The organism is Trinickia sp. LjRoot230, from assembly GCF_964253315.1.
Taxonomy (GTDB): domain Bacteria; phylum Pseudomonadota; class Gammaproteobacteria; order Burkholderiales; family Burkholderiaceae; genus Trinickia.
This window is the reverse complement of the sequence record NZ_CAXUQX020000001.1, coordinates 2,657,265-2,681,650: the sequence shown is the minus strand read 5'-3', so window position 1 is coordinate 2,681,650 and position 24,386 is coordinate 2,657,265. Positions and strand designations below refer to the sequence as shown.

22 protein-coding genes and 3 pseudogenes are annotated in these 24,386 nt (G+C 62.0%); 5 read left to right on the top strand and 20 right to left on the bottom strand.

Features of this window, described 5'->3' with window-relative positions; all coding sequences use genetic code 11:
* The first annotated feature begins 1 nt into the window (after position 1).
* Complete coding sequence (fba, locus tag ACSQ20_RS12210; protein WP_436020250.1) at positions 2-1,039, top strand: class II fructose-bisphosphate aldolase; 1,038 nt, start codon at positions 2-4, stop codon at positions 1,037-1,039.
* Positions 1,040-1,160: 121 nt separating this feature from the next.
* On the opposite strand, the gene ACSQ20_RS12205 is transcribed toward fba, so the two are convergent.
* From ACSQ20_RS12205 to ACSQ20_RS12180, 6 genes and pseudogenes are all read right to left on the bottom strand, one after another.
* Positions 1,161-1,457 carry a hypothetical protein gene (locus tag ACSQ20_RS12205; protein WP_436020248.1) on the bottom strand — a complete coding sequence of 99 codons (297 nt, stop codon included), beginning with the start codon at positions 1,455-1,457 and terminating at the stop codon, positions 1,161-1,163.
* Positions 1,454-1,678: pseudogene (locus tag ACSQ20_RS12200) on the bottom strand (tlde1 domain-containing protein); the annotation flags it as partial. The pseudogene ACSQ20_RS12200 and the gene ACSQ20_RS12205, both read right to left, overlap by 4 nt.
* A gap of 12 nt (positions 1,679-1,690) precedes the next feature.
* Positions 1,691-1,969, bottom strand: coding sequence for a hypothetical protein (locus tag ACSQ20_RS12195; RefSeq protein WP_436020246.1), 279 nt, complete (start codon positions 1,967-1,969; stop codon positions 1,691-1,693).
* A complete protein-coding gene (locus tag ACSQ20_RS12190; protein ID WP_436020244.1) occupies positions 1,966-2,448 on the bottom strand; it encodes a DUF2778 domain-containing protein in 483 nt (160 codons plus the stop codon). The genes ACSQ20_RS12195 and ACSQ20_RS12190 overlap by 4 nt, the downstream gene beginning before the upstream one ends.
* 449 nt (positions 2,449-2,897) lie before the next feature.
* Positions 2,898-4,226 (bottom strand): hypothetical protein, encoded by a 1,329-nt coding sequence (locus ACSQ20_RS12185; protein WP_436020242.1) that lies wholly within the window; start codon positions 4,224-4,226, stop codon positions 2,898-2,900.
* Positions 4,227-4,783: 557 nt separating this feature from the next.
* Positions 4,784-5,020 (bottom strand): annotated as a pseudogene (locus ACSQ20_RS12180) (SOS response-associated peptidase family protein); the annotation flags it as partial.
* Between the two features lie 454 nt (positions 5,021-5,474).
* Between ACSQ20_RS12180 and ACSQ20_RS12175 the strand changes: the two are divergent.
* Positions 5,475-6,674, top strand: a complete 1,200-nt coding sequence (locus ACSQ20_RS12175) for a hypothetical protein (protein WP_436020240.1) — start codon at positions 5,475-5,477, stop codon at positions 6,672-6,674.
* 89 nt (positions 6,675-6,763) lie between these two features.
* Here ACSQ20_RS12175 and ACSQ20_RS12170 read toward each other — a convergent pair.
* The 5 genes and pseudogenes from ACSQ20_RS12170 to ACSQ20_RS12150 form a co-directional block, all read right to left on the bottom strand.
* A pseudogene (locus tag ACSQ20_RS12170) lies at positions 6,764-6,999 on the bottom strand (DUF6513 domain-containing protein); the annotation flags it as partial.
* A 40-nt stretch (positions 7,000-7,039) separates the two neighbouring features.
* Positions 7,040-8,266, bottom strand: a complete 1,227-nt coding sequence (locus tag ACSQ20_RS12165; RefSeq protein WP_436020238.1) for a Fic family protein — start codon at positions 8,264-8,266, stop codon at positions 7,040-7,042.
* 177 nt (positions 8,267-8,443) lie between these two features.
* A complete protein-coding gene (locus tag ACSQ20_RS12160; protein ID WP_436020236.1) occupies positions 8,444-9,823 on the bottom strand; it encodes a DUF6513 domain-containing protein in 1,380 nt (459 codons plus the stop codon).
* Positions 9,802-10,398 (bottom strand): flavoprotein, encoded by a 597-nt coding sequence (locus ACSQ20_RS12155; protein WP_436020234.1) that lies wholly within the window; start codon positions 10,396-10,398, stop codon positions 9,802-9,804. The genes ACSQ20_RS12160 and ACSQ20_RS12155 overlap by 22 nt, the downstream gene beginning before the upstream one ends.
* The gene (locus ACSQ20_RS12150; protein WP_436020232.1) at positions 10,395-12,482 is read right to left on the bottom strand and encodes a sigma-54-dependent Fis family transcriptional regulator; all 2,088 of its coding nucleotides are present in this window, start codon (positions 12,480-12,482) and stop codon (positions 10,395-10,397) included. The genes ACSQ20_RS12155 and ACSQ20_RS12150 overlap by 4 nt, the downstream gene beginning before the upstream one ends.
* A 367-nt stretch (positions 12,483-12,849) precedes the next feature.
* Here ACSQ20_RS12150 and ACSQ20_RS12145 point away from each other — a divergent pair, with 367 nt between their 5' ends.
* Complete coding sequence (locus ACSQ20_RS12145; RefSeq protein WP_436020230.1) at positions 12,850-13,362, top strand: dihydroneopterin aldolase; 513 nt, start codon at positions 12,850-12,852, stop codon at positions 13,360-13,362.
* Positions 13,363-13,384: 22 nt separating this feature from the next.
* Here the strand turns inward: ACSQ20_RS12145 and ACSQ20_RS12140 are convergent, their stop codons facing one another.
* From ACSQ20_RS12140 to ACSQ20_RS12100, 9 genes are all read right to left on the bottom strand, one after another.
* Positions 13,385-13,804 carry a hypothetical protein gene (locus ACSQ20_RS12140; protein ID WP_436020228.1) on the bottom strand — a complete coding sequence of 140 codons (420 nt, stop codon included), beginning with the start codon at positions 13,802-13,804 and terminating at the stop codon, positions 13,385-13,387.
* 130 nt (positions 13,805-13,934) lie between these two features.
* A complete protein-coding gene (gene fae, locus ACSQ20_RS12135) occupies positions 13,935-14,444 on the bottom strand; it encodes a formaldehyde-activating enzyme (protein ID WP_436020226.1) in 510 nt (169 codons plus the stop codon).
* A gap of 160 nt (positions 14,445-14,604) precedes the next feature.
* Positions 14,605-15,501 carry a triphosphoribosyl-dephospho-CoA synthase gene (locus ACSQ20_RS12130; protein WP_436020224.1) on the bottom strand — a complete coding sequence of 299 codons (897 nt, stop codon included), beginning with the start codon at positions 15,499-15,501 and terminating at the stop codon, positions 14,605-14,607.
* A complete protein-coding gene (locus ACSQ20_RS12125) occupies positions 15,494-16,525 on the bottom strand; it encodes an ATP-grasp domain-containing protein (RefSeq protein WP_436020222.1) in 1,032 nt (343 codons plus the stop codon). Before ACSQ20_RS12125 ends, ACSQ20_RS12130 begins: the two co-directional genes overlap by 8 nt.
* Positions 16,522-17,544: a methenyltetrahydromethanopterin cyclohydrolase gene (gene mch / locus ACSQ20_RS12120; protein ID WP_436020220.1), complete on the bottom strand. Its 1,023-nt coding sequence runs from the start codon at positions 17,542-17,544 to the stop codon at positions 16,522-16,524. Before mch ends, ACSQ20_RS12125 begins: the two co-directional genes overlap by 4 nt.
* Entirely contained in the window at positions 17,519-18,733 is a 1,215-nt protein-coding gene (locus ACSQ20_RS12115) for an ATP-grasp domain-containing protein (RefSeq protein WP_436020218.1), read from the bottom strand. The genes mch and ACSQ20_RS12115 overlap by 26 nt, the downstream gene beginning before the upstream one ends.
* Before the next feature lie 10 nt (positions 18,734-18,743).
* Positions 18,744-19,670 (bottom strand): NAD(P)-dependent methylenetetrahydromethanopterin dehydrogenase, encoded by a 927-nt coding sequence (locus ACSQ20_RS12110; RefSeq protein ID WP_436020216.1) that lies wholly within the window; start codon positions 19,668-19,670, stop codon positions 18,744-18,746.
* 64 nt (positions 19,671-19,734) lie between these two features.
* Positions 19,735-20,763 (bottom strand): beta-ribofuranosylaminobenzene 5'-phosphate synthase family protein, encoded by a 1,029-nt coding sequence (locus ACSQ20_RS12105; RefSeq protein ID WP_436020214.1) that lies wholly within the window; start codon positions 20,761-20,763, stop codon positions 19,735-19,737.
* A gap of 334 nt (positions 20,764-21,097) precedes the next feature.
* The gene (locus ACSQ20_RS12100) at positions 21,098-21,484 is read right to left on the bottom strand and encodes a 4a-hydroxytetrahydrobiopterin dehydratase (RefSeq protein ID WP_436020212.1); all 387 of its coding nucleotides are present in this window, start codon (positions 21,482-21,484) and stop codon (positions 21,098-21,100) included.
* A 425-nt stretch (positions 21,485-21,909) separates the two neighbouring features.
* On the opposite strand from ACSQ20_RS12100, the gene ACSQ20_RS12095 reads away from it, so the two are divergent.
* Positions 21,910-23,754 (top strand): methanol/ethanol family PQQ-dependent dehydrogenase, encoded by a 1,845-nt coding sequence (locus tag ACSQ20_RS12095; protein WP_436020210.1) that lies wholly within the window; start codon positions 21,910-21,912, stop codon positions 23,752-23,754.
* 186 nt (positions 23,755-23,940) lie between these two features.
* Complete coding sequence (locus tag ACSQ20_RS12090; RefSeq protein WP_436020208.1) at positions 23,941-24,363, top strand: c-type cytochrome; 423 nt, start codon at positions 23,941-23,943, stop codon at positions 24,361-24,363.
* Positions 24,364-24,386 lie beyond the last annotated feature (23 nt).

Genomic DNA, 24,386 nt, shown 5'->3' with positions numbered 1-24,386 from the left:
CATGGCATTCATCGCATTGCGCCAGTTGCTGGACCACGCGGCCGAGCACGGCTACGGCGTTCCCGCATTCAACGTCAACAACATGGAGCAGATTCACGCGATCATGCAGGCAGCCGAGGCCACGCAAAGCCCGGTGATCCTGCAGGCGTCGGCCGGTGCGCGCAAGTATGCGGGCGAGCCGTATCTGCGGCATCTCGTGCTCGCGGCCTTGGAGGCGCATCCTGACATCCCGGTCGTACTGCATCAGGACCATGGAGCGAGCCCCGCGGTATGCCAGCAGGCGATTCGCTCGGGGTTCACTTCGGTGATGATGGACGGCTCGCTGATGCCCGATCAGAAGACGCCCGCCAGTTATGCCTACAACGTCGAGGTGAGCCGGCGCGTGGTGGATGCGGCGCATGCGGTGGGCGTGTCGGTGGAAGGCGAGCTCGGCTGCCTTGGCTCGCTCGAAACCGGGCAGGCGGGCGACGAGGACGGCGTAGGCGCCGAAGGCACCTTGTCGCACGACGAGTTGCTGACCGACCCCGACGAGGCGCGGGCGTTTGTCGAAGCCACCGGCGTCGATGCATTGGCGATTGCCATCGGCACGTCCCACGGAGCGTACAAGTTCACGCGCGAGCCGACCGGCGATATCCTCGCCATCGATCGTATCGCCGCGATCCACGAGTGCGTGCCGAACACGCATCTGGTCATGCATGGTTCGTCGTCGGTGCCGCAGCAGTGGCTTGACATCATTCGCGAATATGGCGGCGATATGCCGACGACGTTCGGCGTGCCTGTCGAAGAAATCCGCCGTGGGATTGCGCACGGCGTGCGCAAGATCAACATCGATACGGACATCCGGCTCGCGATGACAGGCGCGATGCGCAAATCGTTCGCGCTTTCGCGTTCGGAATTCGATCCGCGTGCGGCGTTGAAAGCGGCGACGGCCGCGGCAAAGAGCGTGTGCATCGAGCGTTTTGAGGCGTTTGGCTGCGCAGGGCATGCTGCGCGCATCAAGCCGATGTCGCTCGACGCGATGGCTGTGCGCTATCACTGACTGCCTGCCGCGGCGCAAGGTTTGCCGTTTTCGGCGTCGGGCGGCCCGAATACGCGGACTGCCGCGGCGGCAGCCCTACGGGGCTGCCAATTTACTTGTGTGGTTGCGCTTCGCGCGCGGGTCATGGGGATGTTCGGCTGCGACTGTGGCTGCGGTTGCGCCGCCGTCGTTCGATGACCCACGCGGCGAATGCGGATGCCGCCAAGGAGATCAGAAAGCTGGCGAGCAGCAGCATTGCAAACAACACGCTCTCGTCCTGTTCACCGCCTACCGAGCCCAGCGTGCGGAAAATTGGTGAGAAGACATCCCAACCCGAGCCGTGTTCGAACCAGGCAGCGAGCCATGGGGTGGCGGTGATGCCGAGGTAGAGGAGGAATGTCAGGACCAGTGCGGCGCCGAAGACGATCAGCTTTCTCATTGCACTGTCACCGTTCCGTAATAGTCGGTTGCCGTGCCGGGAATTCGGTTCTTCGCCTGTTTGCGAAGATAGGTGGCCAGCTTGTTGAACTGGTCGACGTTTAGCAGCGTAATACATCCGTCGCTGCGGCCGAACCGGCCAACCGGATGAAGCCGGAAACTTCCGCGTTGAATGCCGTTTATTAAAATGTAGTCGTCGATTACATCGTCATTGCGATATAAGGCAAACCATGATCACTTTGCTCCGTGCCTCCGAGCTCGCGTGACGGCGCCGAACACGAACCATGTAAGCGCGAACGACAGAACGAACGACACGACCAACAACGCATTGACGACGACATCGCCTTCGCCCTCGACACCGATCACGCCAAAGAAGTTGAGCAGCGGATCGAACGCATCCCATCCGTGACCGTTCGCCATCCAATGCCCGAACCACGGACTGCGGCCGATCGCGATGGCTATGGGAAACGCGAGCACGAGCGCCGCGATCAACGAGACGAGAAATCGTTTCATTCGACGACCACCTTTCCGTAATAGAGAAGCTCCGTACCCGGGATTTTCTCCGTCTTCTGCGAGTGCAGGAAGGCTCGCAATTGCTCAAACTGCGTCGGATGCGTGAGGGTGATGCAGCCGTCGCTTTCGCCAAACCGGCCGACCGGGTGAATACGGAAATTCCCGCGAATTACGCCCTTCACGTTCATGTAGTCGCCGATTGGCGGGGTCGTGCTGTATAGCGAAAACCACTCGCGCCGATGCGTGTTCGTGACGAGGTCGTGAATCGCATCCTCGATCTCGGGGTAACGTCCGCCGGTCTGGCGATCGATGATGTAGTAGGTGCCGGCCGGGATTGGGCCTTTCTTCGCGACTGCCGTCGCGGCCGGGTCGTTCACGTATTGGTCTTTTCCGGAAAACGCCGGAATGCTGCCCAGTCCAGGGCATTGTAGAAACGAGTTTTGTTTCTTGTTGAGCGTGTAGAGGCAGGTGATCGGCATTTTTATTCCATGCTTTGATTTACCGGGACTGCGGCGACCGGCCTGTCGCCAGCGCCGATCATAACCGATACACCTCTGTCGGCGCTTCACCTCTTTGCAGCGCGCTTACATCGACCAGATCTCTCATGCTGCCATCTGATGCTCATAGTACGGCCGCTCTCGCGAATCGAGAGTCGCGTATTGCGGGTCGAGTTCGCCGGCGTCCGGATTCAACTAAGCGCCGATTTGTGCAGGTTGGATCGGAATGATGCAGCGATTTCGATGAGCCATCGCCCGCGGCTGTCGATATACCGACGATGAATTGGTTGGCGTATGTGCGTCTCCCGATTACGCGCTTTAGATCGAATTCGAAGGATCGAAAACGAAAGGGTGTGCCAGCGACCGGCGAGCGATGCAAGGCAAATTACCCAGATGTCCAAGCCAAACCGAGACATGAGCGGCCGACCACACTACCAGCTGAACCTTCTCAGCAATGCATACCCGACTTGCCGATCTTCTGCGCGCAATGTCGCAACTGCCCCGCGAAATGCTTGGTCAGCTTCAATGCGATGGCTCGGGGGCAAGCGCTCGAAATTCGCGACGATCCGATCGAGCGCTTGCGACTGTTCGGTTTCCCGTAATTCGTGTACCTCGTGAATCAGCGCATACAGGAGACTACCCGCGCTGTCGTCAGGCAACTGACCCACCCAACCGATTACTCTATCAAATGCCGCAGACCGTGCATCTGGAAGGAGATTTCGAATCGAGCCACATAAGCCGTCTAACGGCCGCGGCCAACCAGCTTCCTCTCCAGTCAGCAGCCTGGTTGCATCAAACAGGCAGTCAAAGGCATCGCCACGCGCTACGTCCGGCAGGTACTTTATTTTGAAGCTAAGTCTCCATAGTAAGTGCCTCGTGGCAAGGCCGATCATCGGATCGGCGAGCGTTCTGAAAGCCGCCAATCGTTCGCCTGGAGGAAGGTACTCCAGCCTGCGTTCCAGAGCGGAGATCGGCGCGCGGCGCTCCGAAGCAGACAATTGCGCGACCTTATGAACCACGCGGCCGAAGACTTCCGATCTCTTGCTTTCGGGTACCGTCGAGAGATTTGTAGCGACGGTGGCCAATACGCGAGACGCGAGCGTGCCGGGCAGCCCGTTTGTCATTTCGATAATGCTTACTGTTGCCGCCAGGCGGTCCGATCTCAGCAGCTTCGGCAGCCGTACGGCAAGCTCAACCGCAACCTCCGCACGATGTTCGGGAGGAAGCGCCGCAACTGCGGGGCGCAAACATTGAAAGACGGCCGACGCATATTTGGGTGGCTTGTCGCATTGACGAGCTAGCGCGATCAGCACTTGAGCCTTTTGATCGCCCGACAACTGCTCGGCTTGGCCAATCACGCTTTCGACAGCCAGCACGCGTTCGTCTTGCTCGAGCTTGCCCACCTGTTCGGCCAGCGCCTCGAGCGTCCCGATCCGGTCAGTTGGGCTCAGCTCCGCCACGGCGCGAGACACGCTTTCGAAAGAAGCTTTCCGCGTGCCGATCGGCAACTTCTGGATTTGTCTCACCAAGCCCTCTAGTAACGGTGCACCCTGCAGAGCAGGGAGCCGCCGAATTTCAGCGAGAAGTTCATTGAACGCTGCAGTTCGCGTGTTCTCGCGCAAAGCACCGACTTGCGGGACCAAGCGTTCGAGCGGCTGTGGACGCAGTTCTGCATTTAGTTGCCGGATCCCGTCGAGCACTCCGTCGAATTCGATCGACGCACGTTCTTTAGTCTGTCGACCGAGATTGTTGGCATGCATCTTCAACCGCGTGGCCTGCTGAGCGGCGGACAACTGCCTTGGGTCCTCGCTGCCGGCGCGAAACTGATGTGATCGGGCCCTGACCGTCCGGGCACGTTGAAGCGAGTCGAGCACGGCCGAGGCGTCAGCTTGCTTTGGCGCGCGATGGACTACCTGCTCGGCGGGAGTATCGACGCTCTGTGCTCTAGATGTGGAATCGGCTGGCCTCTGGCTGCCAATTGGTGACGAAGAAGACATGGTGGACTCGCTGATCGACACGACCGGGGAATGAGCTCATCGTAAAGGAGCACACAAACAACGAAATCCCGTAAACGAAAGCACCGACGAGCCCGGGAACTGCTGAGTCTGCCGCCGGAGCGTTACAAGACGGCCCAGCGTTCCATGACCCTCAGCGCGGTCACCGCTGCTTTGGGGAACGTCCGTCTTGGGCCACACGCGGAACGTAACGCGCTCCGCCGAGCCAATTGCGCCAGTCGCGTCGGAGAAAAATAGTTAACACCGCCATGTGGTTGACGGCGAAGGGGTTATGCAGTTCTAACGGTTAGCACGGTTCCCAAAGCGTTGTAGGTGCCCGGAGATTTCCGGTCGTAGAATGCCGGCTTGCCGGTGGGCCGACACTGGTAGTGCATCGGCTTGACGATGCGTTCGCCGTCTTCCATGACCAGCACCGGCGCATAGTGCCCCGGGAAAATTCGCCCGTCGCGCGCTTTTGGCTCGGTGCGCCGAAGATCGTCCAAACGCCGCAGACGGGCATCAACCTTGTCCGTCGCGATGCGCTTGCTTTCGGCTGCGGCCAACCAGCCTCGCTTGGCATCGAGGTCTCGGTGAACAGCGTCCAGAGAACGGGGGCAAGGTGGGCTGATGGCCAATCGAACTCAGGCCCTGATCAGCCCGGAAAATCGCTGCCCGCAGAGATGGAATTGTTGGGCGCCGAACGTAACGCGACTTCAATGTCGTGCGAAACGAAAATCTCCCCAGTAACATCCCTCGTGTGCTGAGGTGAAGTTCCTGCAGACACGTGAAGCGGTGCAAAGACGATACAAGGCAACGCTAGCGTTTTCGACGTGCAACGTGGCATCTGTACTCCGCGTTAGACAAGGAGGAGAGTCCAACCGATATTCTCAATTTTGAGACCTTGCGGGTAGTTACTGCCTTTCCGACTCTGTTGCCCATCATCTGTTCGATGACATTGCGCGCACGACGTTTCGATGCCGGCCGGGCGTTGATCGTCGCCCTGAGCATCAAAAAATGAAGAAAATATCCCTCGCACTTATTTTGGCTCCGCTTTTTTTTGTATCGCTCGCCGTTTGCTCAGCGAGCATGGAGGGTGACAGAGTCGCCCTCGTTAGTGATTTCGCGCTCGAGGAGAGTTCTTACACAGATCCATTGTTTATTAGATCTACGAACACCGGAGAATTTGTAGTAGGAGGTCGCCTCAATGATGGTGGATTCGCTTGGGCAACGCGTTTGAAAGGGTCCGGTGCAGTTCAATGGCGATACACCATGACCGCTGCGGACCCGGCGTATAGGGCGCAATTTCCATACTTTACGGGAGCGGTGCCGCTGGCGGATGCGGCCACTTTGCTTTGCGGAATGATCGACTCAGGCAGGAACGGCAGTCGTGATGTCAAAGGGTTGATTGTGCGACTAGACCGCAATGGTAAGCAGCTAAGTGAGCAATATATTTCGCCCAATCTTCCAGAATATGAATTTGCGCACACCATATATTTAGATCAATGCATTAATTGGAATGGTGGTGTGGCATTGATTGGGCGATTCTCAACTACAGATTACCATGGGATTCGTGCGAATTTTCATTGGATTGTAAGAATGTCGTCAAGTGGGGATGTTCGATGGAATAAGCTAATTCCTATGAGCGATGATGTGGAGCGCAGCCAAGCACGCACGACGATAAATGGAAGACTGCTAATATTTACGGGAGAGGTGATCTCGATCGATCCGCAAGGCGAGTTGAAGGCGCGATCTGTACCCGTTGGTCGCTTACGGCTTGTCCGGCCAACTGATGAGCGATCAAACATCCAACTCCTTAATTGCTATGGTGGCGATAATCGAGGCCGGCTAGTTGAGCTTAATGATGATCTACGCATAGAAACGGATCGCAGACTCCAGTTTCCAGATGGCTACGTATGCGGGCCGCCCCAATATTCCAGCCAGACATACGGCTTGCCAGACGGCTCTATCGTCGTTTTCGGCTATCGCTACGAAAACCGACGCCGAGTTCCCGGTATTGTGAAATGGACGCTCCCGGAGAACAATCCACAGGCGCAGATTTTTCCGCTGCGGAATTCACCTTGGTTTTCCGCTGCGTCATCAACTAATGAGCCCGGTATTTATATTACTGTGCGTGTGGCAGGAGCACCTACGATGTTTCCGTTTCACCCGGAGAGGTCTGTGCATGTGACGCTGTTCGATGTGAACAACCATTAATACTTGACGGAAGAGAAGATGGACGAGTTCTTTTCGTCATTTCCTCGTTTCCCTTTCCAGCATTGCGGCGCGCGATACATCGGAACGGATCACTTCTTCATCGTCGTTCCCGGCGCGCAATAGGCGCCCAAATCAGCTTCCTCGCGCTCGACGGCGTAGCCCCAATCGAGCTGCTGATCCTGATTGAACCCTTGCCGAGCTGCCATGCAATTTCAGCGCGCGCTAACTGAACACCCATATAAAACGCGTGCCCGGCATAGTCACCGAATGCGAGGTGCGGATAGAGCGCAAACGGATCGGCATTGCGCCAATGTCCGTCGCGGTTGTTTTCTCATCGTACGGTGCAGAGATGGCACCGGGCGAGATCAAACGCCGGTCCCCTCCGCCTCCGGCCAAAGCCGCGGGAAAAGCCACCGAAAAAGCGATAACGGTATCGCCAGTGCCACTGGCCCACGGGGACTGGGCGAGTTCAAGACGCCGATCTTGAAGAGATCGGCGAGCACTCTATCAGCTGTGCGCGCCGCGAGCCCTGTCATCGCCTTGAAACGCGACCGGTCGAGCGAGTCGACTGTAGCAAGATAGGAGAGTGGCATGGCTGCTTCTATCCGCAAAAACCGGGTGTCCTCGTCCTGGCCGAGCGCTGCAAGCATTTGTGTTAGACGCGTTTCGAACGCATGGAGATCGAGCATGCTGCCCATGAACCGGATTTGATCGAGGCAAATTCCAAGGAAGTATTCGATGAACTCGATCAAGCCGCGCTCAGTCAGGTTGCCGCGGCCATCGAGGTCACCGTGACGCGGCTGATCCGCCGCAATCAGTCGCTCATAGTATTGCGACTGCGACCGAGCCAGCCCACGCATAGGTGACCACAGCCCGTGAGTCAGCCCGAGTGCGCTGAGTCCAATATGTGTGTGCAACCGTGCGCTGCGACCGTTTCCGTCAAGGAACGGGTGAATCCAGGCGAGACGGTGATGTGCCGCGGCAAGTGCGATAAGCGCCGTTTCGCCGGCGTGGGCATATCGATATCCTTCATGCCACTTCTGCATGAACTCCGGAATGCTGGCGGGATCGGGAGGGACGTGACGGTGCACACGTCCACCGCGGGTGCGCCATTCGCCGGGCGTTACCACCGCAGTCTCGCCATCTTCCCCCTGCTGTGCCAGATCTTCGGGCAGAAGTTGGGCGTGCAGATGTCGGTGAATTTCTCGCACCGTTTCCGGCGTAAAAAAGCGCGCGGAATCGAACGACGTCCAGACCGTCTCGCTCCAGCGCTCAGTGTCGATATGCGCGATGGCGATGCGCTGGCGGCGTGCTTCGTCCGGACTGCCCGAAAAGTCTTGCCGCATAGCCCGCTCGATCAGTAGCGGCTCGGTATGTTGGCCCTCGATCTTGTTCGTGTAGTAGGAATTCATCGGCCGAAGTGCTTCGCGCAGCAGTGCGCGCAACCGTGGCATGCCGTGGGCCGCCAGGCCGCCAGCGCCAGCAATGACTTCGGCCGCGAGTAACCGCAGGTCGTCGAGCTTGTGTTCGCCATGGCACCATGGGCAGCATCTGATGCGGGCTGTCGTAATGGTATGAACCGGCGGTTTCACTCATGAGCACGATGGGCTGGACACGATGTGGCGAGTCCTGTGGCGACTATTTTGGCGAGAATGGAAGCCAATTGTACAACAAAAAATCCTTTGTTTTCAGCGGAGTGTGAAATTCGATAGAGGATTGTGGCGAGTCTAGTGGCGACTAACCTGGCATGATTCCTTGCTCCAAACCCCTCACTTCTTCATCGTTGCCCCGGGCGCACACCACACGCCGAAATCCTCCGCAGCCCGCTCCACCGCGCAGCCCCAATCGAGCGCCTCATCCTGGTTGAACCGCTTGCCCAACTGCCAAGCAATCTCCGCGCGCGCCAGCTGCACGCCCATATAAAACGCATGGCCGGCATCCGTCCCAAAATCGAGCTCAGGATAAAGCGCGAACGGATCGACACCGCGCCAATGACCGGCGCGGTTATAAACATGTAAGCCGTCCTCGGCCACCTGCACGCGGAAGTTGGGATCCCGCACGCCTTGTGCGAGTTCGTCGATCTCGGTAGCGCTATACGGAAAAGGACGCTTCTCATGAACCGTCGCCAGTTCGCCGCCCATCCCCTTTGGCAATACCTGCGCCTCGCGCGCCGCATACATGACACGCCGGGCAACATCGGCTTCACACACTGCGCGGCGCGCATGACGGCTCACCGAGGTCGTCAGAATCGCCGACACATGTAGCTCCGCAGCCATGCCAAGCAACACCGCATTGATCCCGCTCGTATCGGCTTCCGTCAATTCGGTCACATTGCCGACACCCATCATCATCGATACATCGGGATAACGCTCGCGCAAGCCGACATAACGCGCGATCGAAGTAGCCAGCCCGAACGGAAGAGGATCGAGAATCGGATCGGCGAGAAACGCCCGCCCGCGTGCGCGCATCGCATCGATGGCCGTGTCGAGCGATGCCATGTCGCCTGGCTCGCGTGCGACGATGATCGGTGTCGATGCCACCTGATCGGCGACCCAAAGCGTATCGATGTTCAGGCTCATCAGATAATCGGCACCCGCACGTCCCCCGCGCAAGAGCTCCTCGGTCCGCATTGAATCGACGCTGACGCGAAACCCTTCGTGCTTCAATGCGAGAACCGCGTCTTCGAGATGAGGGAACGCCGTTTCGGGCAGGCAGCCGACATCGATGACATCGGCGCCTTGCGCGGCATACTCGCGCGCCCGCGCGACAATACCCTCGATGTCGAGCCGCGGCGCATCCACGATTTCCGCAAAGATGTCCGTGTCGTAGCGCGACAGATCGACCGGCTTGGCCTCGCGTCCGAAGAACTGCGGCAGGTCCTTGACTTCCTCGGGCCCGCGCTCGACCGGCACGCCGTAATGCGCCGACAACGCATCGAGGTCGCCACGGCAACGCCCCGGCACGATCACGCGCTGCGCGGCGACAGGCGAGGGCAGTCGCCGCCGAATCATATCGGCCGTCATCAGCGCGGCGACTTGCAAGCCGAGCTCGCGAATCTCCCACGAAAACGCGGTGGGCGCCATGCCTTGCAGCACGCGCAGCAAGCTGGGTTCAGCGAGACGGCCGGTCAGGAAGAGGATGTGGTCCATGCGAGGTCGAGCGTCGCCAGTCGGTCGTCGAGTGCCGCCTTGAGATCGTCGAGCGACGAAACGAGCGTCGTGTGCTCGAAGCGCGCAAGGCGAGCCACGTTCTCGAGCTCGATTGCGCGCGGCCGCAACTCGACCCATTCGTCCGGGCTTTGCGTGATCACCGTGGGCTCGGTGTCGCACGCAAAGACGATGCCGGGGATGCATTGCTTGCCCGCCTGCGCATACATGTTGGTCGGCAGGGTATCGGAAATGCCGAACGCGCATTTGGCGACGGTGTTACTCGTGGCCGGTGCGATGACGACGGTGTGATACATGCCGTGATACAGCATGCCGACCGGCACGCCGCTCGCACTGTTGTCGCGAATCACGCGAAAGTGTTCGCGCAGGCGCGCGAGCGGCCAACCATAAAGCGGCAGCACTTCTTCGCCGGCGCGGGACAACAATAGATCGGTGCGCGGCAGTTGCAGCGCAAGCGCGATCGACTCCTCGATCAGATGGCCGGAGCCGGTCACGCACCAGGCGAAGCGCGCATCAGGCTTGAAATCGGTGAGTTGGCGGGCGGGCTCGACACTCATGCGTCAAGCGCAATCGGGGCGCCGTCATGCGACAAGCGAATATGCAGACGATGCATCTTTCGATACAGCGTGTTGCGGCTGATGCCAAGCGCCTTCGCGACGTTGCTCACGTTCCAGCGATGCTCGTCGAGCATCGACAGCACGGTTTCGCGTTCGTTGAGCTGAATCGCGTTGAGCGATGCGATGTCGGCGTCATCCGTTAAATGCGGCAACTCGGGCGACACTGCGGCACGCGTGGCCGCTGAGGCTGAGGCTGAGGCCGGCGCCGCGGCACTTGTGCTCGGGGCGCTCGCCGGCTGACCTTGCAACACTTCCGAGGGCAGATGCGCGCACTGGATCGGCTGGCCGTCCGACAGCGCAAGCGCCATTTGCAGCACGTGACGCAACTGGCGGATGTTACCGGGCCACGTGTAGTTCAGCAGCACACGCTGCGCGTCGACGGTGAGCTCGGGCGGATCGTCGGTCTCCGTTTCGAGCAGGTGATGAATGAGCGGCAGTTTGTCGATGCGCTCCGCGAGCGACGGCAAGTTGATTTCGATGCCTTTGAGCCGGTAGTAAAGATCTTCGCGAAACTGCCCGCTTTGCACGAGCTCGAGCAAATTCCGGTGGCTCGCACTGATCAACTGGAAATCGACCTTGACGATGGTTTCGGCGCCCAGCGGCGTCACCTCGTGTTCTTCGATCACGCGCAGCAGACGCGCTTGCAACGCGAGCGGCATGTCGCCGATCTCGTCGAGAAACAGCGTGCCGCCGTTGGCCTGCACGATCTTGCCGCGTCGGCCTTCACGCTGAGCGCCGGTGAACGCGCCGGCACGATAGCCGAACAGTTCGCTTTCGATCAGGTTCTCCGGCAGCGACGCACAGTTCACCGGCACGAACGGGCCGGTGGCAAGCGGGCTGATGCTGTGCAGCGCCTGTGCGAACACCTCTTTGCCGGAGCCGGTTTGGCCGCGCACCACAATCGGGATCTTGCGCTGGATCACGCGGGCGGCCAGTTGAATTTGCGAGGCCATACGCGGGTCGCCGAATTCGAGATGCGAAAGCTTGTCGAGGCGGCTCGGCGCGGGGGCCGTGTCGCGTGCTGCCGGCCGGCGCGTAGCGGGTTCGGGCGCGAGGACGCTGGTGCCGCTGCCGGTACTGCTGCGCGCGGTGCTGCTGCTTTGCGGCGTTTGCGCGACGAGGAAAAAGCGGTTCGTGCCGCTCGCGCTGTAAACGGTGATCGGGTGAAACGAGCCGCGGATGCTGCGCGCGATCATGTCGTCGATCGACGCGTTAAAGGCCTCGTCGATGCGCTTGCCGCGCAACTCGTCGAATGTGCGGCAGCCGAGCTGGAACGCGGCACTGCGGTTCGCGGCGAGAATCATTCCCGCGTCGTCGACGGCGAGCTTGCCGCCATGCAATGTGCCGACGAATTCGGGCCTGCTGTGAAACTGGATCATATTCACATGGCGAAAGCGCGCACTCAGCAACCGGTTTTCAATCATCTGCCGGGACATGCCCACCAGCACGAGCGAATGCTGCTGCAATAGCCGCGAGCGGCTCGTGACATCGAGCACGCCGGCAATCTCGCCGCGATCGTCAAAGATCGGCGCGGCGGAGCAGGTGAGCGACGTATAGCGCGCATAGAAATGTTCGTGCTGGCAGACGGCGATGCAGTCGCGTTCCGCGATACAGGTGCCCATGCCGTTGGTGCCGGCTTCGCGCTCGCTCCAGACCGCGCCGATGCGAAAGCCGTCCGCGGCCACCGTTTCCGCGAATGGCACCGACGATACTTGATGAACGATAACGCCATCCGAATCGACGAGCACGACGGCCAGTTCGGGGTCCGCGAGTTGCTGATACAGCGTGGTCATCTCGAGCTTGGCGCAGGCAATCAAATCACCCACTGCCTCGCGCCGCGTCGTGAGCTCGTAATCGGTCAGTATCGGCGGCGTGACGAAGCGGCCCGGGTCGAGTTTGAAGTCGTTGACGCAGCGCGTCCACGATTGAGCCACGGATTCGCTCGTCGGCCGGGACGGCAGATGATGATTGACGACGTTTAACACTTCACGGACATGCGAGCTGCTGTCAGCGAGCAATGACATGGGGTTTGTCTCCATGGCGTGCAGGTCGCGCGACGTGCTGGCCGCTGCGATTGCCGCTCTAATTAACGTTGCCCCTTTCACGCCGCGAATTCTTGCGTTCACGTGCGCTGCGGCTAATTCACCGGTTGGACCATTTTGGTCACCGCACCATCGATGTGGGAAAACTCTACCCTTGATGGCGCTTGCGTTCAATAAGGAGTCGCATTATGTAGGTATATCTGTGCGCGGTTCTTGCTTTACTTTCGGAAAGTGCCAAACGTCAGCGCCGCCCGCGCTCATTGCTGCGGCCCTGGTACAGCTTGTTGCGTGCGAGTGTGCACTGCCCTCGCTTTCTTTCTCTTCGGGCCGCATGGCGGCGGAGTTCATCATGGATCGTATCGACACCATCAGCCTTGCCCCGCTTCGCGCCGAACCCAGCGTCTTCGGGGAGGCTGCAAGTGCGCGGCCGGCTGTCGGGGAAGCGCTCGATATCGTTTTCATCGAAGATTTCGTTGGCGAAACGGTGATCGGTATCGACAGCAGCGAGCAGCATGTTCCGCAGCCGTTGCGTATGAATTTGACGATCGGTGTGCCCGCGTTGCGGGCTTGCACCACCGATCGAATCGAAGATACGATCAACTACGCCGCGGTGCGTGCGGCGCTTCACGCGCTACTGGCTTCGCACGGCGTCAGGCTGCTGGAGGCACTCGCGGAGACAGTCGCGCAACTGCTGATTCGCGATTTCGGCGCCTATTGGGTGCGCGTGTCGATCGCGAAGCCGGGCAAATTCGACGACGTGAAAGCGGTGGGTGTCGTCATCGAGCGGCGCCGCGGCGCATATCGCAGCGCAGAGCCCACATGGGCATCGCTCGGTGCCGGGTTGATTCCGATTCCACGTTAAGCACCGACGGCGGATGCTGCGATTACTTCTTTGTCGTGGTCGTATCGCTTGTCAAGCCGCATGTGCGATAGGCGTTCGTCTGCAACGTTCGAAACGACTTCGTCTGCTGCTTGGCGTGATCCACTCTGAACTCCGCACCGCCTTGTCCGCCGAGCGATGCGTACTTGGCGAAGGTCGATTGATCGACGAATTCGTCGTAGGGAAGCACGGCGGCCATTTTGTCGACTACGCATGAGCATTTGTAGACGTTCGCGAAATCGTGACCGTTATCGTCCATGCAGCTCAACACGTATTCGACGCGCCCCTGCGTGGGGTAGTCATAACCACCACCACTATCACCGGACGCGGATCCTGCGCCGCCCGCCGCCCACACCTCGCTCGCCAATGCCGGCGCCAGCGCAAGTGCGGCGCCGGCAAGCATCATGCGACATCTCGTTGTCATGCTGGTCGCCTCTCTTCAAACGTCTGCTGGCGTCAAACGATACACGCTTCGGCACGCTTCGCGCACCTATTGTCGACAAATACCGCGCGCGGTCCTGATACGAGGCCCGTGCGCGGCACAGGCACTATCCTCAGTTCGGTGCGAACGGATGGGCGGCCGTGGCCTTTTTCTCCACGACTTCGGCCGCGCTCGGCCAGCCGGCTACCGCGCGCTGAATGGCTTCCCGGGTGGCCTTGTAGTTGAATTCCTGAATCTTCTTGTCGTCGTCGGCTTCCCAGTGAATGAAGACGCCCACGCAGACGAACAGATCATCGGCTTCGTCTTTCGGAATGGTGCCGTCTTCGACGCTATCGGCCACCGCGAGCGCAACGCCGTGCTGCGCCGGCCCGAACATCTGCACAGCCTGTTTCGCGCCCTTGATCGTGACCTTGTTGAACATCACCGTGTTCGGTTTTGTCGCGAGGTTCGGTGCAACGACGGCAAGCAGTGACGTGAAGCCGTCCTTGTTGTTGGTGAGCGCATTGCAAAATGCGGTCTCGGCGGCGGAGCCTCGCGGCCCCATGAGCAAATCGATATGCGCGACCTCGTTGCCGTCTCCGACAAGCGATTCTCCTACCAGGACGCGATTAATCTTGGCCATGCTGTTCCTCCGATGGGTGGATATGGACTTTCTGATGGGCGCCCTCATGAGAAGCGTGCGGCGCGCCATTCACGCGAGGGCGCATGCTGGGCGCGCGGTGGGTAACCGATGCACGGTGGCCCTACCTAACAGGTTTCATGCCAGTTGGCCGCGGGTTGGCTCAGCGGGGGCGGTGCTTGCCATCGAGGCTAAGCGCGACGAAGAGCGTGGCAACCGTCAGGTCCGCGCTGGTACCGGGGTTCAGTCCGTCGCGCTTGAGCCGTGCGTCCCATTGCGCGAGCGTGGCGTGGGACTCGTCGGGTGAAGTCGTCATGCAATCGCGCCAGGCGGCGTGCGTTTGGCGTGCCGCGGCAGTGACACTCTGCGCCAGCGCAGCGCCGTGTTTGCGCACAATGTGCGAATCGAGCCAGCCCGTTAAAAACGCGAAATACACCTCGAGCGTGGCGATCTCGCGTCCGCGCGGCGATGTCGTGGCTGCGGCGGCGGTAAGGCCGGCTTCGAAGATGTCGGCAAACCCTGTCGCGTATTGGCGCGCAATGCTGTCGCGCTCGGCTGCCAGCTGCATCGCCGCACGCAGGCCCATCGTTGGCGGCGCGTGAACCGACTGTTCGGGCGCGTCGCCGAGCCCACCCGGGTTCGCGAGCGCAATGGCGCGAAAGGCTGAGCGGGCGTCGTCGATGTCGAGCGTTGCCAACACCTGCTCGGTGGCTGCGCGCCACGTGCTTGCATCCGGTGCGGCGCCGCAATGCTCTAATGCGGCAGCAAGTGGCGCGACAAGCAGCACGATGCCGAGATTCGTGTTGCAGTCCACGGCGGCCCGCGTTGCTGTCACGGCGTCGAAGATTCGCGTGCCGACGCGCGCGCCGTGCCTGAAAAGCGGCGCGGCGGCCGCCTCGGCGCTCGCCACGAATTGCGCGGCCACCATGCCGTGTCCGGCACTGGCGATACTGACATTGCCCGGTTTGGCCACCTCGATATCGAGCCGGCAGGCGGTGATAAACGCGTTGCGCGCGTCGGCAATCCGCGCGTCGACGGCGTTCGTCGCGTTCTCACGCATGGCGTTTGGGCAGCGCGACGACGCTCGCGCCATCGTGCGCATTGTCGGCGTGCGCCGCGGCCAGCTTGCGATCGAGCAAATCGTCGGCGAGCGCGGCGGCGATGTCGATTGCCGTGACGGACTGCAGCCCCCGCCACGCCGCCACGCCGTTCACTTCGAGCACGAGCGGGCGGCTTGCGTCGTCGGGGTTGGGAATCAGATCGACGCCGGCATAGTCGAGTTCGAGCGCCTGCGTGGCGCGCACGGCGGTTTGCGCGAGCGATGCACCGAGTTCGGCATCTTCGCAGCGAGCGCCTTGCGCAAAGTTGTGAATCCACCCTTTGCCGCCGACGCGCCGCATCGCCGCCACGGCGCGCCCGCCGATCACGAGCACGCGCCAGTCGAACCCGGGCCGACCGCCTTCGATATAGCGCTGCAAGTAGGCGACTTGACGATAAGCCGCGAGCGGCGGCAAAGCGGCGTGGCCCGGCGCGCCGGTAGCGCGTCGTGCGGCGCCAAGCCGCTTGAGTCCGTGGCCTTGCGAGCCAAAGAGCGGCTTGAGCACGAGTGCGCGCTGGGCCGCCGTTTCCCGCATCAGAAGGCGCTGGGCGAAAGCCGTCGATTCGGTGGCCCAGGTGGGCGGCGTCTGCACCCCATGCCGGTGCAGCAGAAAGCTCGTCATCGACTTGTCGACGCTGCGCTCGATGGCGCGCGCGTCGTTATAGACGGGCACGCCGAGCGAGCGCAGCGCATGCAGAATGCCGAGGCGCAGCGTCACCTGCTCGAAGGTGCCCCCGGCGATGCCGCGCACGAACACCGCGTCGGGCAGCCCGTGCCCGAAACCCGGAATGGCGAGCCCGTGCGGCATCCAGGTGGTATCGATGCGGCAATCGGCAAGGTCTACGCAGCGCGCCTCGGCGCCGCGCGCACGAAACGCTTTCTTGAGCCGGCCGGTATGCCAGCCTATCTCGTCGGTCATGATCGCGATCCGCACGCCGTGGTGAGTGGCGCGCTGGGCGGGAAGGGCTGCGCGCTCGCTCGTCATGTTCGACCGGCCGTGCCGCTCCACTGTTGGTTGAGCAGAGCGGCATTGACGCCGCCGCCATGCCAGGTGGCGCCGCTTTCGAGGCTGCTGACCCAGACTTCGGCTGGGGCGAACAGCGCGGGATCGATTTGATAGAAGTCGTAATTGAATGATGTGAAGATGTCGGCGAACGGGCGTCCATAATCGCGCGAGTTCGACGCCGGCAACTCGGCGGCGAGCCGTTTGGCCACGTCGTCATGCCGGACCGTGAGGTGAACGCGCCCGCCATAAAGAATCGCGTCGTTGGTGCGGCCCATTGCCTGAATGCCGTCGGGCGCGGGCGGCGGCAGCGGGGCGCAGCCGGTGCCTTCCACCACTTCGTCTAGTTCCACGCCGAGCACGTGGGTCTTGTGCAGCGCCACTTCAACGACGCGCGCGACAACCTGCACCGTACCGGCCAGCGCATGTGTCGGCGTGACGACGATGGTCAATTGCTCGGGGGCGAGCGCGCAGTCGTTGAGTACCTTGTCGATGACGACTTGCGGCGGCAGCCGATCCACTTCGAGCACGAGTACGCCGCGCGTGTGCCGATCGCGATAGCCCAATTCGGCGAAGAGCGGCTCCTTGCCGGCGAGCGCGCGGGCCGGCCCCGAGCCGAGCGAGAAAAAGCGCTTGCCGCCCGTTTGCTCCTTGGTCGCGGACAAGCTCCAGCCCGCGTATTGGCTGGCCAGGCAAGCTAGCACGGGCGCCGAAGTCTGCACGTCGATCATCGTCGGCCAAAGCGGCGCGGCCTCGAAGTTCGAGCGCACGGCAACGCGGCCGAGCCCGCCCATGCAAATGCGCGCGACGAGCGCGCCCGCTTCGATGCTGCCGGGCGCGACGACGCCGGCATCGACGAGCACTGTGCCGCCTTCGGTGCGCGTGACGTCGACGGCGAATTGCGCGGCATCGTCGACGAGCCGTGTGACGAGGCGCTCGCTCAGGGCGTTGACGCTGAGCTGCCGGGGGACCGGCTCAGGCGTGGTAAGCGGTTCGGACATAGTCGAGGCCACGATAGAGGGTTTCGATTCGTTCGACGAGACGCTCGCGTTGGCGATCGAGCGCACGGCGCACGGCGTGAGGCGTCGGCGCGGTGGCGACGACGGTGCATAGCGGCTGCCCAGCAGCAATATGCACGCCCGGCATCGGCACATCGCGGCAGCCCGGGTCAGCATGGCAGGCGTCGCTGAACGCGCTCGAACAAACGAACGCGTGCGGCGCAAATACGACTTGCTGCCCTGCACAGCTGGCGCTGGCGCTGGCGCTTGGTGTGCGTGTGCTGGGCATGCGCTCGCGTGTGCAGGCGTCGATATGGCAGGCGAGCAATCCGAGCGGCCAATGCTGTGGCTGCGCGGCCTCGTAAAGCGCCATCGTGGCCGAAGGCCTTGCGTTGATCTCGAGCAGTGAGAACGCGTCGCCATCGAGCAGGAAATCGCAGCTATTGATCCCGGTCAACCCGGCATTCCGGCTGATTGCGCAGATGGCCTCGTGCAGGCGCGCGACAACGCCGGCAGGCGGCGCGATGGGCCCAATGGCGCCGGTATGCACGAACCGATGCGTGCCGATCGCAGTACGCGTTTGCTCGGCAAAACCGACGATTGCGACCGCGTGCGGCGAGGCCACGAAGAGCGCCGAGCACGAACGGCCGCCCGCTTCGCGTTGAAAATAGCCACGGGCGATGTCGTGCGCACCGGCCGCGTCGGCGGCCACGATATGCGTGCCGCCGCAGCCGTCAGCGCGCTTGAAGAGCCACCCGGCGAGACTCGACGGACGCACGAACGAAACATCCGGATGAGCGATGCCGAGTGCATCGAGCAGCGCGAAAAAGCGGCGTGGCTCGCGCACGGCCGAGCACGCCTGCGCACCGTTGCCGATCAGCGGCGGTAGCCCGCGTGTTTCGCTCAATTCGTCGATAAGCGGTTCCGTGCCGCTGCCGGCAACCCAGCCGATCACGCGCGGCAGCCGCGCGATGCGACGCAACGCGTCGACGACTCGCGCGCGGTCGATGGCGAGTCCCGCGCCGGCCACGTCGAACCAAAGCGCGGACGCCGCTCGCGTGTCGCGATCGCCGAAGATATCGAGCGCTGCCACGCGCAGCCCGGCCCGGTTGGCCGACTGTGCGAGCATGCGTGCCGACAGGCCGACAACGGCGACGAGCGGCGCGGAGCAAACAGGCGAAAGCGAAGCCATGACGCTGCGTTCAGCCGAGTCCGGCGGCCACGGCGCGGGCTTCGTCGAACGCTTGCGGAAAGCCGAGATAGACAGGCTTGCTGCTTGTGCGCATCTGGACGAACAGGCGATGCTCGACTTGATACTTGACGTTGCCGATCGCGAGCGCGCCGATGCCAAGCGGGCTTGCGTCGCCGTTCGGGCCGATCGGCTTGCCGTCGTTCATCACGTTGACGCCGGCGATGCCTTCGGGCGGCACCGCGTTGACGTCGGCCGCGATCAGCAGCCGCCGCGCGTGGGCCAGGTCAATGGCGCTCGCCACCTGCACGCCGGCCGTGGCGCAGGCCATCAGAATCTCGGTATCGGCGAGCGCCGCCCGCAGTGCATCCGGCGAGGCCGTGCTGACAGCCGTCGTGGCGATGCCGAAACGCTGGTTGACTTCGTGGCTGACCTCTTGAGCGCGCGCCAACGTGCCGTGGCTTGCAATCGTGACATCGGCGCCCAGCGAGGCCGCCATCGCAGCGGCGATCCGGCCCACGGCGCCTGTGCCGCCGAGGATCAACACGCGCTTGCCGCCGAGCTCCATTTCGTGCGTGCGCTTCAAATGCCGCTCGACAAGCGCGACGAGTGCAGCCGCCGTCGTATAAGAGCCGCTCGGGTCAGCAAACACAGACACCTCGAACGGCGGCACCATCGCTTTGCGCGCCGTCTCGAGCATGTCGGCGGCGAGCATCACATCGCGCCCGCCGATGAAGATGCCCGTGCGCGAGACGCCTTTCGGCCCGCGCGAAAAGATCGCATCCTGCGTGAGGTTCGTGACCATGCCGGCATCCACGCCGCAATACGGAACGATGATCTGGTAGCCCGCATCGGCCGCCATATTGACGTCGAACGGGCTCATTTGCGGCGTGGCCGTGAGCATATGCAGGATATACGGCCTTTCAGTGGCTTCTGACATGGCAGGCGACTCGTATCGTGGGCAAAGTTAGGCGCGGCATGCGTGCGCTCGGTGTTTGGGGGGCTTACGCGGCATCGATGCGCGTCTCGTGCGCACCGGCTAGACGAATGACCGCGCCGCGATTGCGCGAGCTGACGATCGTGCATTCGATATGGGGTTTGCCGGCTGCGGCGGCGCGCGCCACCGCGAGAGCCTCGTGTGCGTCGCGCTCGCTGGGCAGGAACGCAAAGCCGGTCGGCCCCCACGACGTCTGTCCGATGCCGGCGAGCCGTTGTGCCGCCACTGCGCACAACGCGGCTTCGACATCGGCGCTGGCGAATACGCCGCCTTGCACCGGCGCGAAATACTCGCCGATGGTTTGCTGCATGTCGGTGATGCCGCGGGCGAACGTGTCGAACTCGCCGTCGGCGGCGCCGGGCAGAATTCTCATCAAGGCTAGATGGCACAGATGCGCGGCGAGCGCCTGCGGAAAGGGTTCGAGCGCGGCAAGACCGCGCCGTTCGGCGTCGCCCGAAAGCCCTTCGCGTGACGTGTCGGATACGAGCAGCACGCGCCAGGCATCGGGAAACGACTGCCGCGCGATTAGCGGCGGTGCACCACGCGTCGCCGTATGCCGGCTCGCGCCGCAATCGAGCAGCAGCCCGCCTGAATCGAAGCCGAGCATGCCGATGCCCGAGCGGCCGCCGCGTCCGAGCAGCACCGCCAGTTCCGCCGTCGACGCGGCCTTGCCGGCGAGCCGCACATAGGCCGTGCCGATCGCCAGCGCGAGCTGGGTGCCCGAGCCGAGCCCGCTATGCGCACGCGGCGTGCGTAATACGTCGAGCTTGATGCGCGTCGGACCATAAGCGGCATGAAGGCGCACCAGATAGTCGGCCGCGCGTGCACGGTCGCTATCGCTCAACGCCCCTTCGATCGAATCGGTGTCGGCCACGCGTGCTTCGAGTTGCGTTTCGGCACCGTCGATCACGAGCCCGAGACTGCCGAACGCGCGTCCCAGCGATGCACTCGGATCGAGAAAGCCGAGATGGAGCCGGGCGGGCGCGTCGACGGTCACCGTACTGCGCGGGGAAGAGCGGCGAAAGTGCAGCGGCATCGCTAGAGTCCTCGTATGGGCGAGCTGGCCGGGCCTCGATGGGCCGGGGCCTCGATTGGCCGGGCCTCGATGCGAACGCAACGCGAACGTTCAGCGGCGTGTGCTGTCAATCCGCGTGCATCGGGCTCGGCGATGCCAAGCAGGACGCGTACCAAGGGCCTTCCGCCTTGGCGCAGCAAGCGAAGACGGGCGCCGCCCGCGTGTACCGCAAGTCAGGCCGCGGCGCAGTTTTTCAGCGCTTTGTGCCGCGCGAGACGCACTGTGTCACAACTCGCGGTGCGTCTTGCGCCGGCCTGACGGGCTCCCGGCTGCACCGCCTGGCTGCCTCGCGGCCTCACCCCTTCGCCGCGTCGTACTTGATGTAGCGAAAGCGCTGGTCGTCGGACGGCGTGCCTTCGAGCGGCCCGCCCTCGCGCGCGGGTTGCCACTGAATGACTTCCTCGATCTTCGTCGCCAGTGCGAAATCTTTGTCGGAGATGCCTTTGGCGCTATGCGTCATCAGTTTCACGATCACGAATGCATACGAGACGGTGAGGTCGGGGTGATGCCATGCGGCCTCGGCGAGGTGCCCGATCGTGTTGACGACCATCAGCGTGCCTTTCCAGCTTTCGGTTTTATATTTGCGGCGCAGCCAGCCGTCTTCGAGATACCAGTGTTCGAGCGGGCCAACGAGACGGGCGCGGACCTCGTCGTCCGAATAGACCTTCTCGGCTTGAGTCATGGTGGTTGTCTCCGGTCTGCAAACAGGAATGAACGCACAGCTGCAATCGCTGTGCACTGTGAACAGCCCCTAGCCTATCGCGGAATTGACACAGTATGTCTCGCGCCACGCGCAGCGTCCCGCACGAATCGTTGCGCGGCCGCGGGCAAGCCGATGCCGAACGGCTGGCAGCGGCTATCCGCCACCGTGCTTACATGTGCGTTGAAAGGTTACCCCAAAGGGCTGAGCGGCTGATTGGCGTGTTTGCCGAGAAGCCCGATGTTGGCGTCGGCATAGATTATGCGTTCCCCCTCGCACGCCTTGAAGCCCGCCGTCGAGCGGGATAAGAGCGTAGATCGTTACCCGCATTCGAGATGGCGCGCCCGGTGCGATGAGGTAGCGTGGGTCATTCGTGAGTTGAACGGCAAGACAATTCTGGAGGAGACATGAACTTACGCACCATGGTTCTTGGGCTCGCGATCCTCGCATCTGCGGGCTTTACGACACTCGCGGCGCAAGCGGATTCCGGGCTTGATTCGGCAATGAAAAACAATGCGAATTGGGCTTCGCAAGCAGGGGACTACGCGAATCACCGTTACAGTACGCTCAAGCAGATCAATGCGAGTAACGTCGGCAAACTGCAGGTGGCATGGACGATGTCCACCGGCGTGCTGCGCGGTCACGAAGGCTCGCCGCTCGTCATCGGCGACACGATGTACATGCATACGCCGTTCCCCAACAATGTGACGGCCATCAGTCTCAAGGATCAGACTTTCCTCTGGCAGTATCAGCCGAAGCAAGAAGATCAGGTCGTGTCGGTGATGTGTTGCGACACGGTCAATCGGGGCCTCGCTTATGGCGACGGCAAGATTTTTCTGCAGCAAGCTGATACCACGCTCGTGGCACTCGATGCCAAAAAAGGCGATGTCGTCTGGACCGCGAAAAATGGCGATCCGAAAAAGGGCGAGACTAATACGAACGCGCCTCACGTATTCGGCGACAAGGTGCTGACCGGCATCTCGGGCGGCGAGTTCGGTGTGCGCGGGCGCATCATCGCGTATGACATCAAGACGGGCAAGCCTGCGTGGACGGCGTTCAGTGTGGGTCCCGACAACGAAATTCTGTTTAACCCGGACAAGACGATGACGTGGACCGACGGCAAGATGATGCCCGTTGGCAAAGATTCGTCGATCAAGACTTGGAAGGGCGACCAATGGAAGCTCGGCGGCGGCACCACGTGGGGCTGGTACGCGTGGGACCCGAAGCTCAACCTTGTCTACTATGGCTCGGGTAACCCCGGCACATGGAACCCGACGCAACGTCCGGGCGACAACAAATGGTCGATGACGATCTTCGCGCGCGATCTGAACACGGGTGAAGCGAAGTGGGTCTATCAGATGACGCCGCATGACGAGTGGGACTACGACGGCGTGAATGAAATGATCCTGTCGGATCTGAACATCAACGGCAAGAAAGTGCCGACGGTCGTGCACTTCGACCGCAACGGCTTCGCCTATACGCTCAATCGTGCCACTGGCGAGCTGCTCGTCGCGCAGAAGTACGATCCGGCCGTCAACTGGGCTGATCGCGTCGATATGAAGAGCGGCCTGCCGATTCGCAATGTGGCTTACTCCACGCAAGCCGCAGGTGCGGATCACAACGTGAAGAGCATTTGCCCGTCGGCACTCGGCTCGAAAGACGAACAACCGGCCTCGTTCGATCCGACCTCCGGTCTCTTCCTCGTCCCGACCAACCACGTTTGCATGGACTACGAGCCGTTCGAAGTCGACTACACGGCCGGTCAGCCGTATGTCGGCGCCACGTTGTCGATGTATCCCGGCCCGAAGGCCCCGGGCGTCGGCGGCGCGAATGGCGGCAAGATGGTTGAGAACGCGATGGGTAACTTCATCGCGTGGGACGCGGCGAAAGGCAAGATCGCCTGGTCGAAGCCGGAGAAGTTCTCGGTGTGGTCCGGCGCATTGGCCACGGCCGGCAACATCGCTTTCTACGGCACGCTCGAAGGCTACCTGAAGGCCGTCGACATCAAGACGGGCAAGGAGCTTTGGAAGTTCAAGACCCCTTCCGGCATCATCGGCAACGTGTTTACCTATCAGTACAACGGCAAGCAATACGTCGGCGTGTACTCGGGTATCGGCGGCTGGGCTGGTATTGGCCTCGCTGCGGGCTTGAAGAAGTCGACTGAAGGCCTGGGCGCGGTGGGCGGTTATCGCGAGCTTGCCAAGTACACGGCACTCGGCGGCACGCTGTTCATCTTCGCATTGCCGAGCTGAGGTGCGGCAAGTAATTAGTTAGGAGTCCGTAATAAGCCGCGTGCCACCGATCAGCGCCGCAAGCGGGCGACGGGACACGCGGCGACTTGATGCAAACACGTAATACGTATCGATTTTCACTCGCCCGCGACAAGGGCACGCCAACGCAGCGTGCCCGGGGCATCACTATGTCGAAGGAGACGTTGTATGAAAGGCCGCTCTATCTTGTTGCTGACGACAATCACCGCCGTGGTCCTCGCATTGCCTGTCGTCTATGCGCAGAACAAGCCCGCGCTGGCGCAGCAAGTGGCGTACAAGGTGGTCGACGGCAACAAGGTCGACGACAACACGCTGCAAGGCTGGAAAACGTGGCGTGCGCTCGACTGCGAACGTTGTCACGGCGCGCAGCAGCAGGGGCTCGTCGGCCCGTCGCTCGTCGATGCGCTCAAACAGATCGACAAAGACGAATTCAAGCGGACCGTGTTTGGCGGCCGGATCGGCAAGGGTATGCCGGACTTCAGCGCGAGCCCGAGAATGCAGAAGCATTGGGAGGATTTGTACGCTTACCTGAAAGGGCGTTCGGACGGCAATATCAAGCCGGGCGATCTGAGCCCGATGGCCGGAAATTGAATTGACCCGTACGCCGCGAGTTT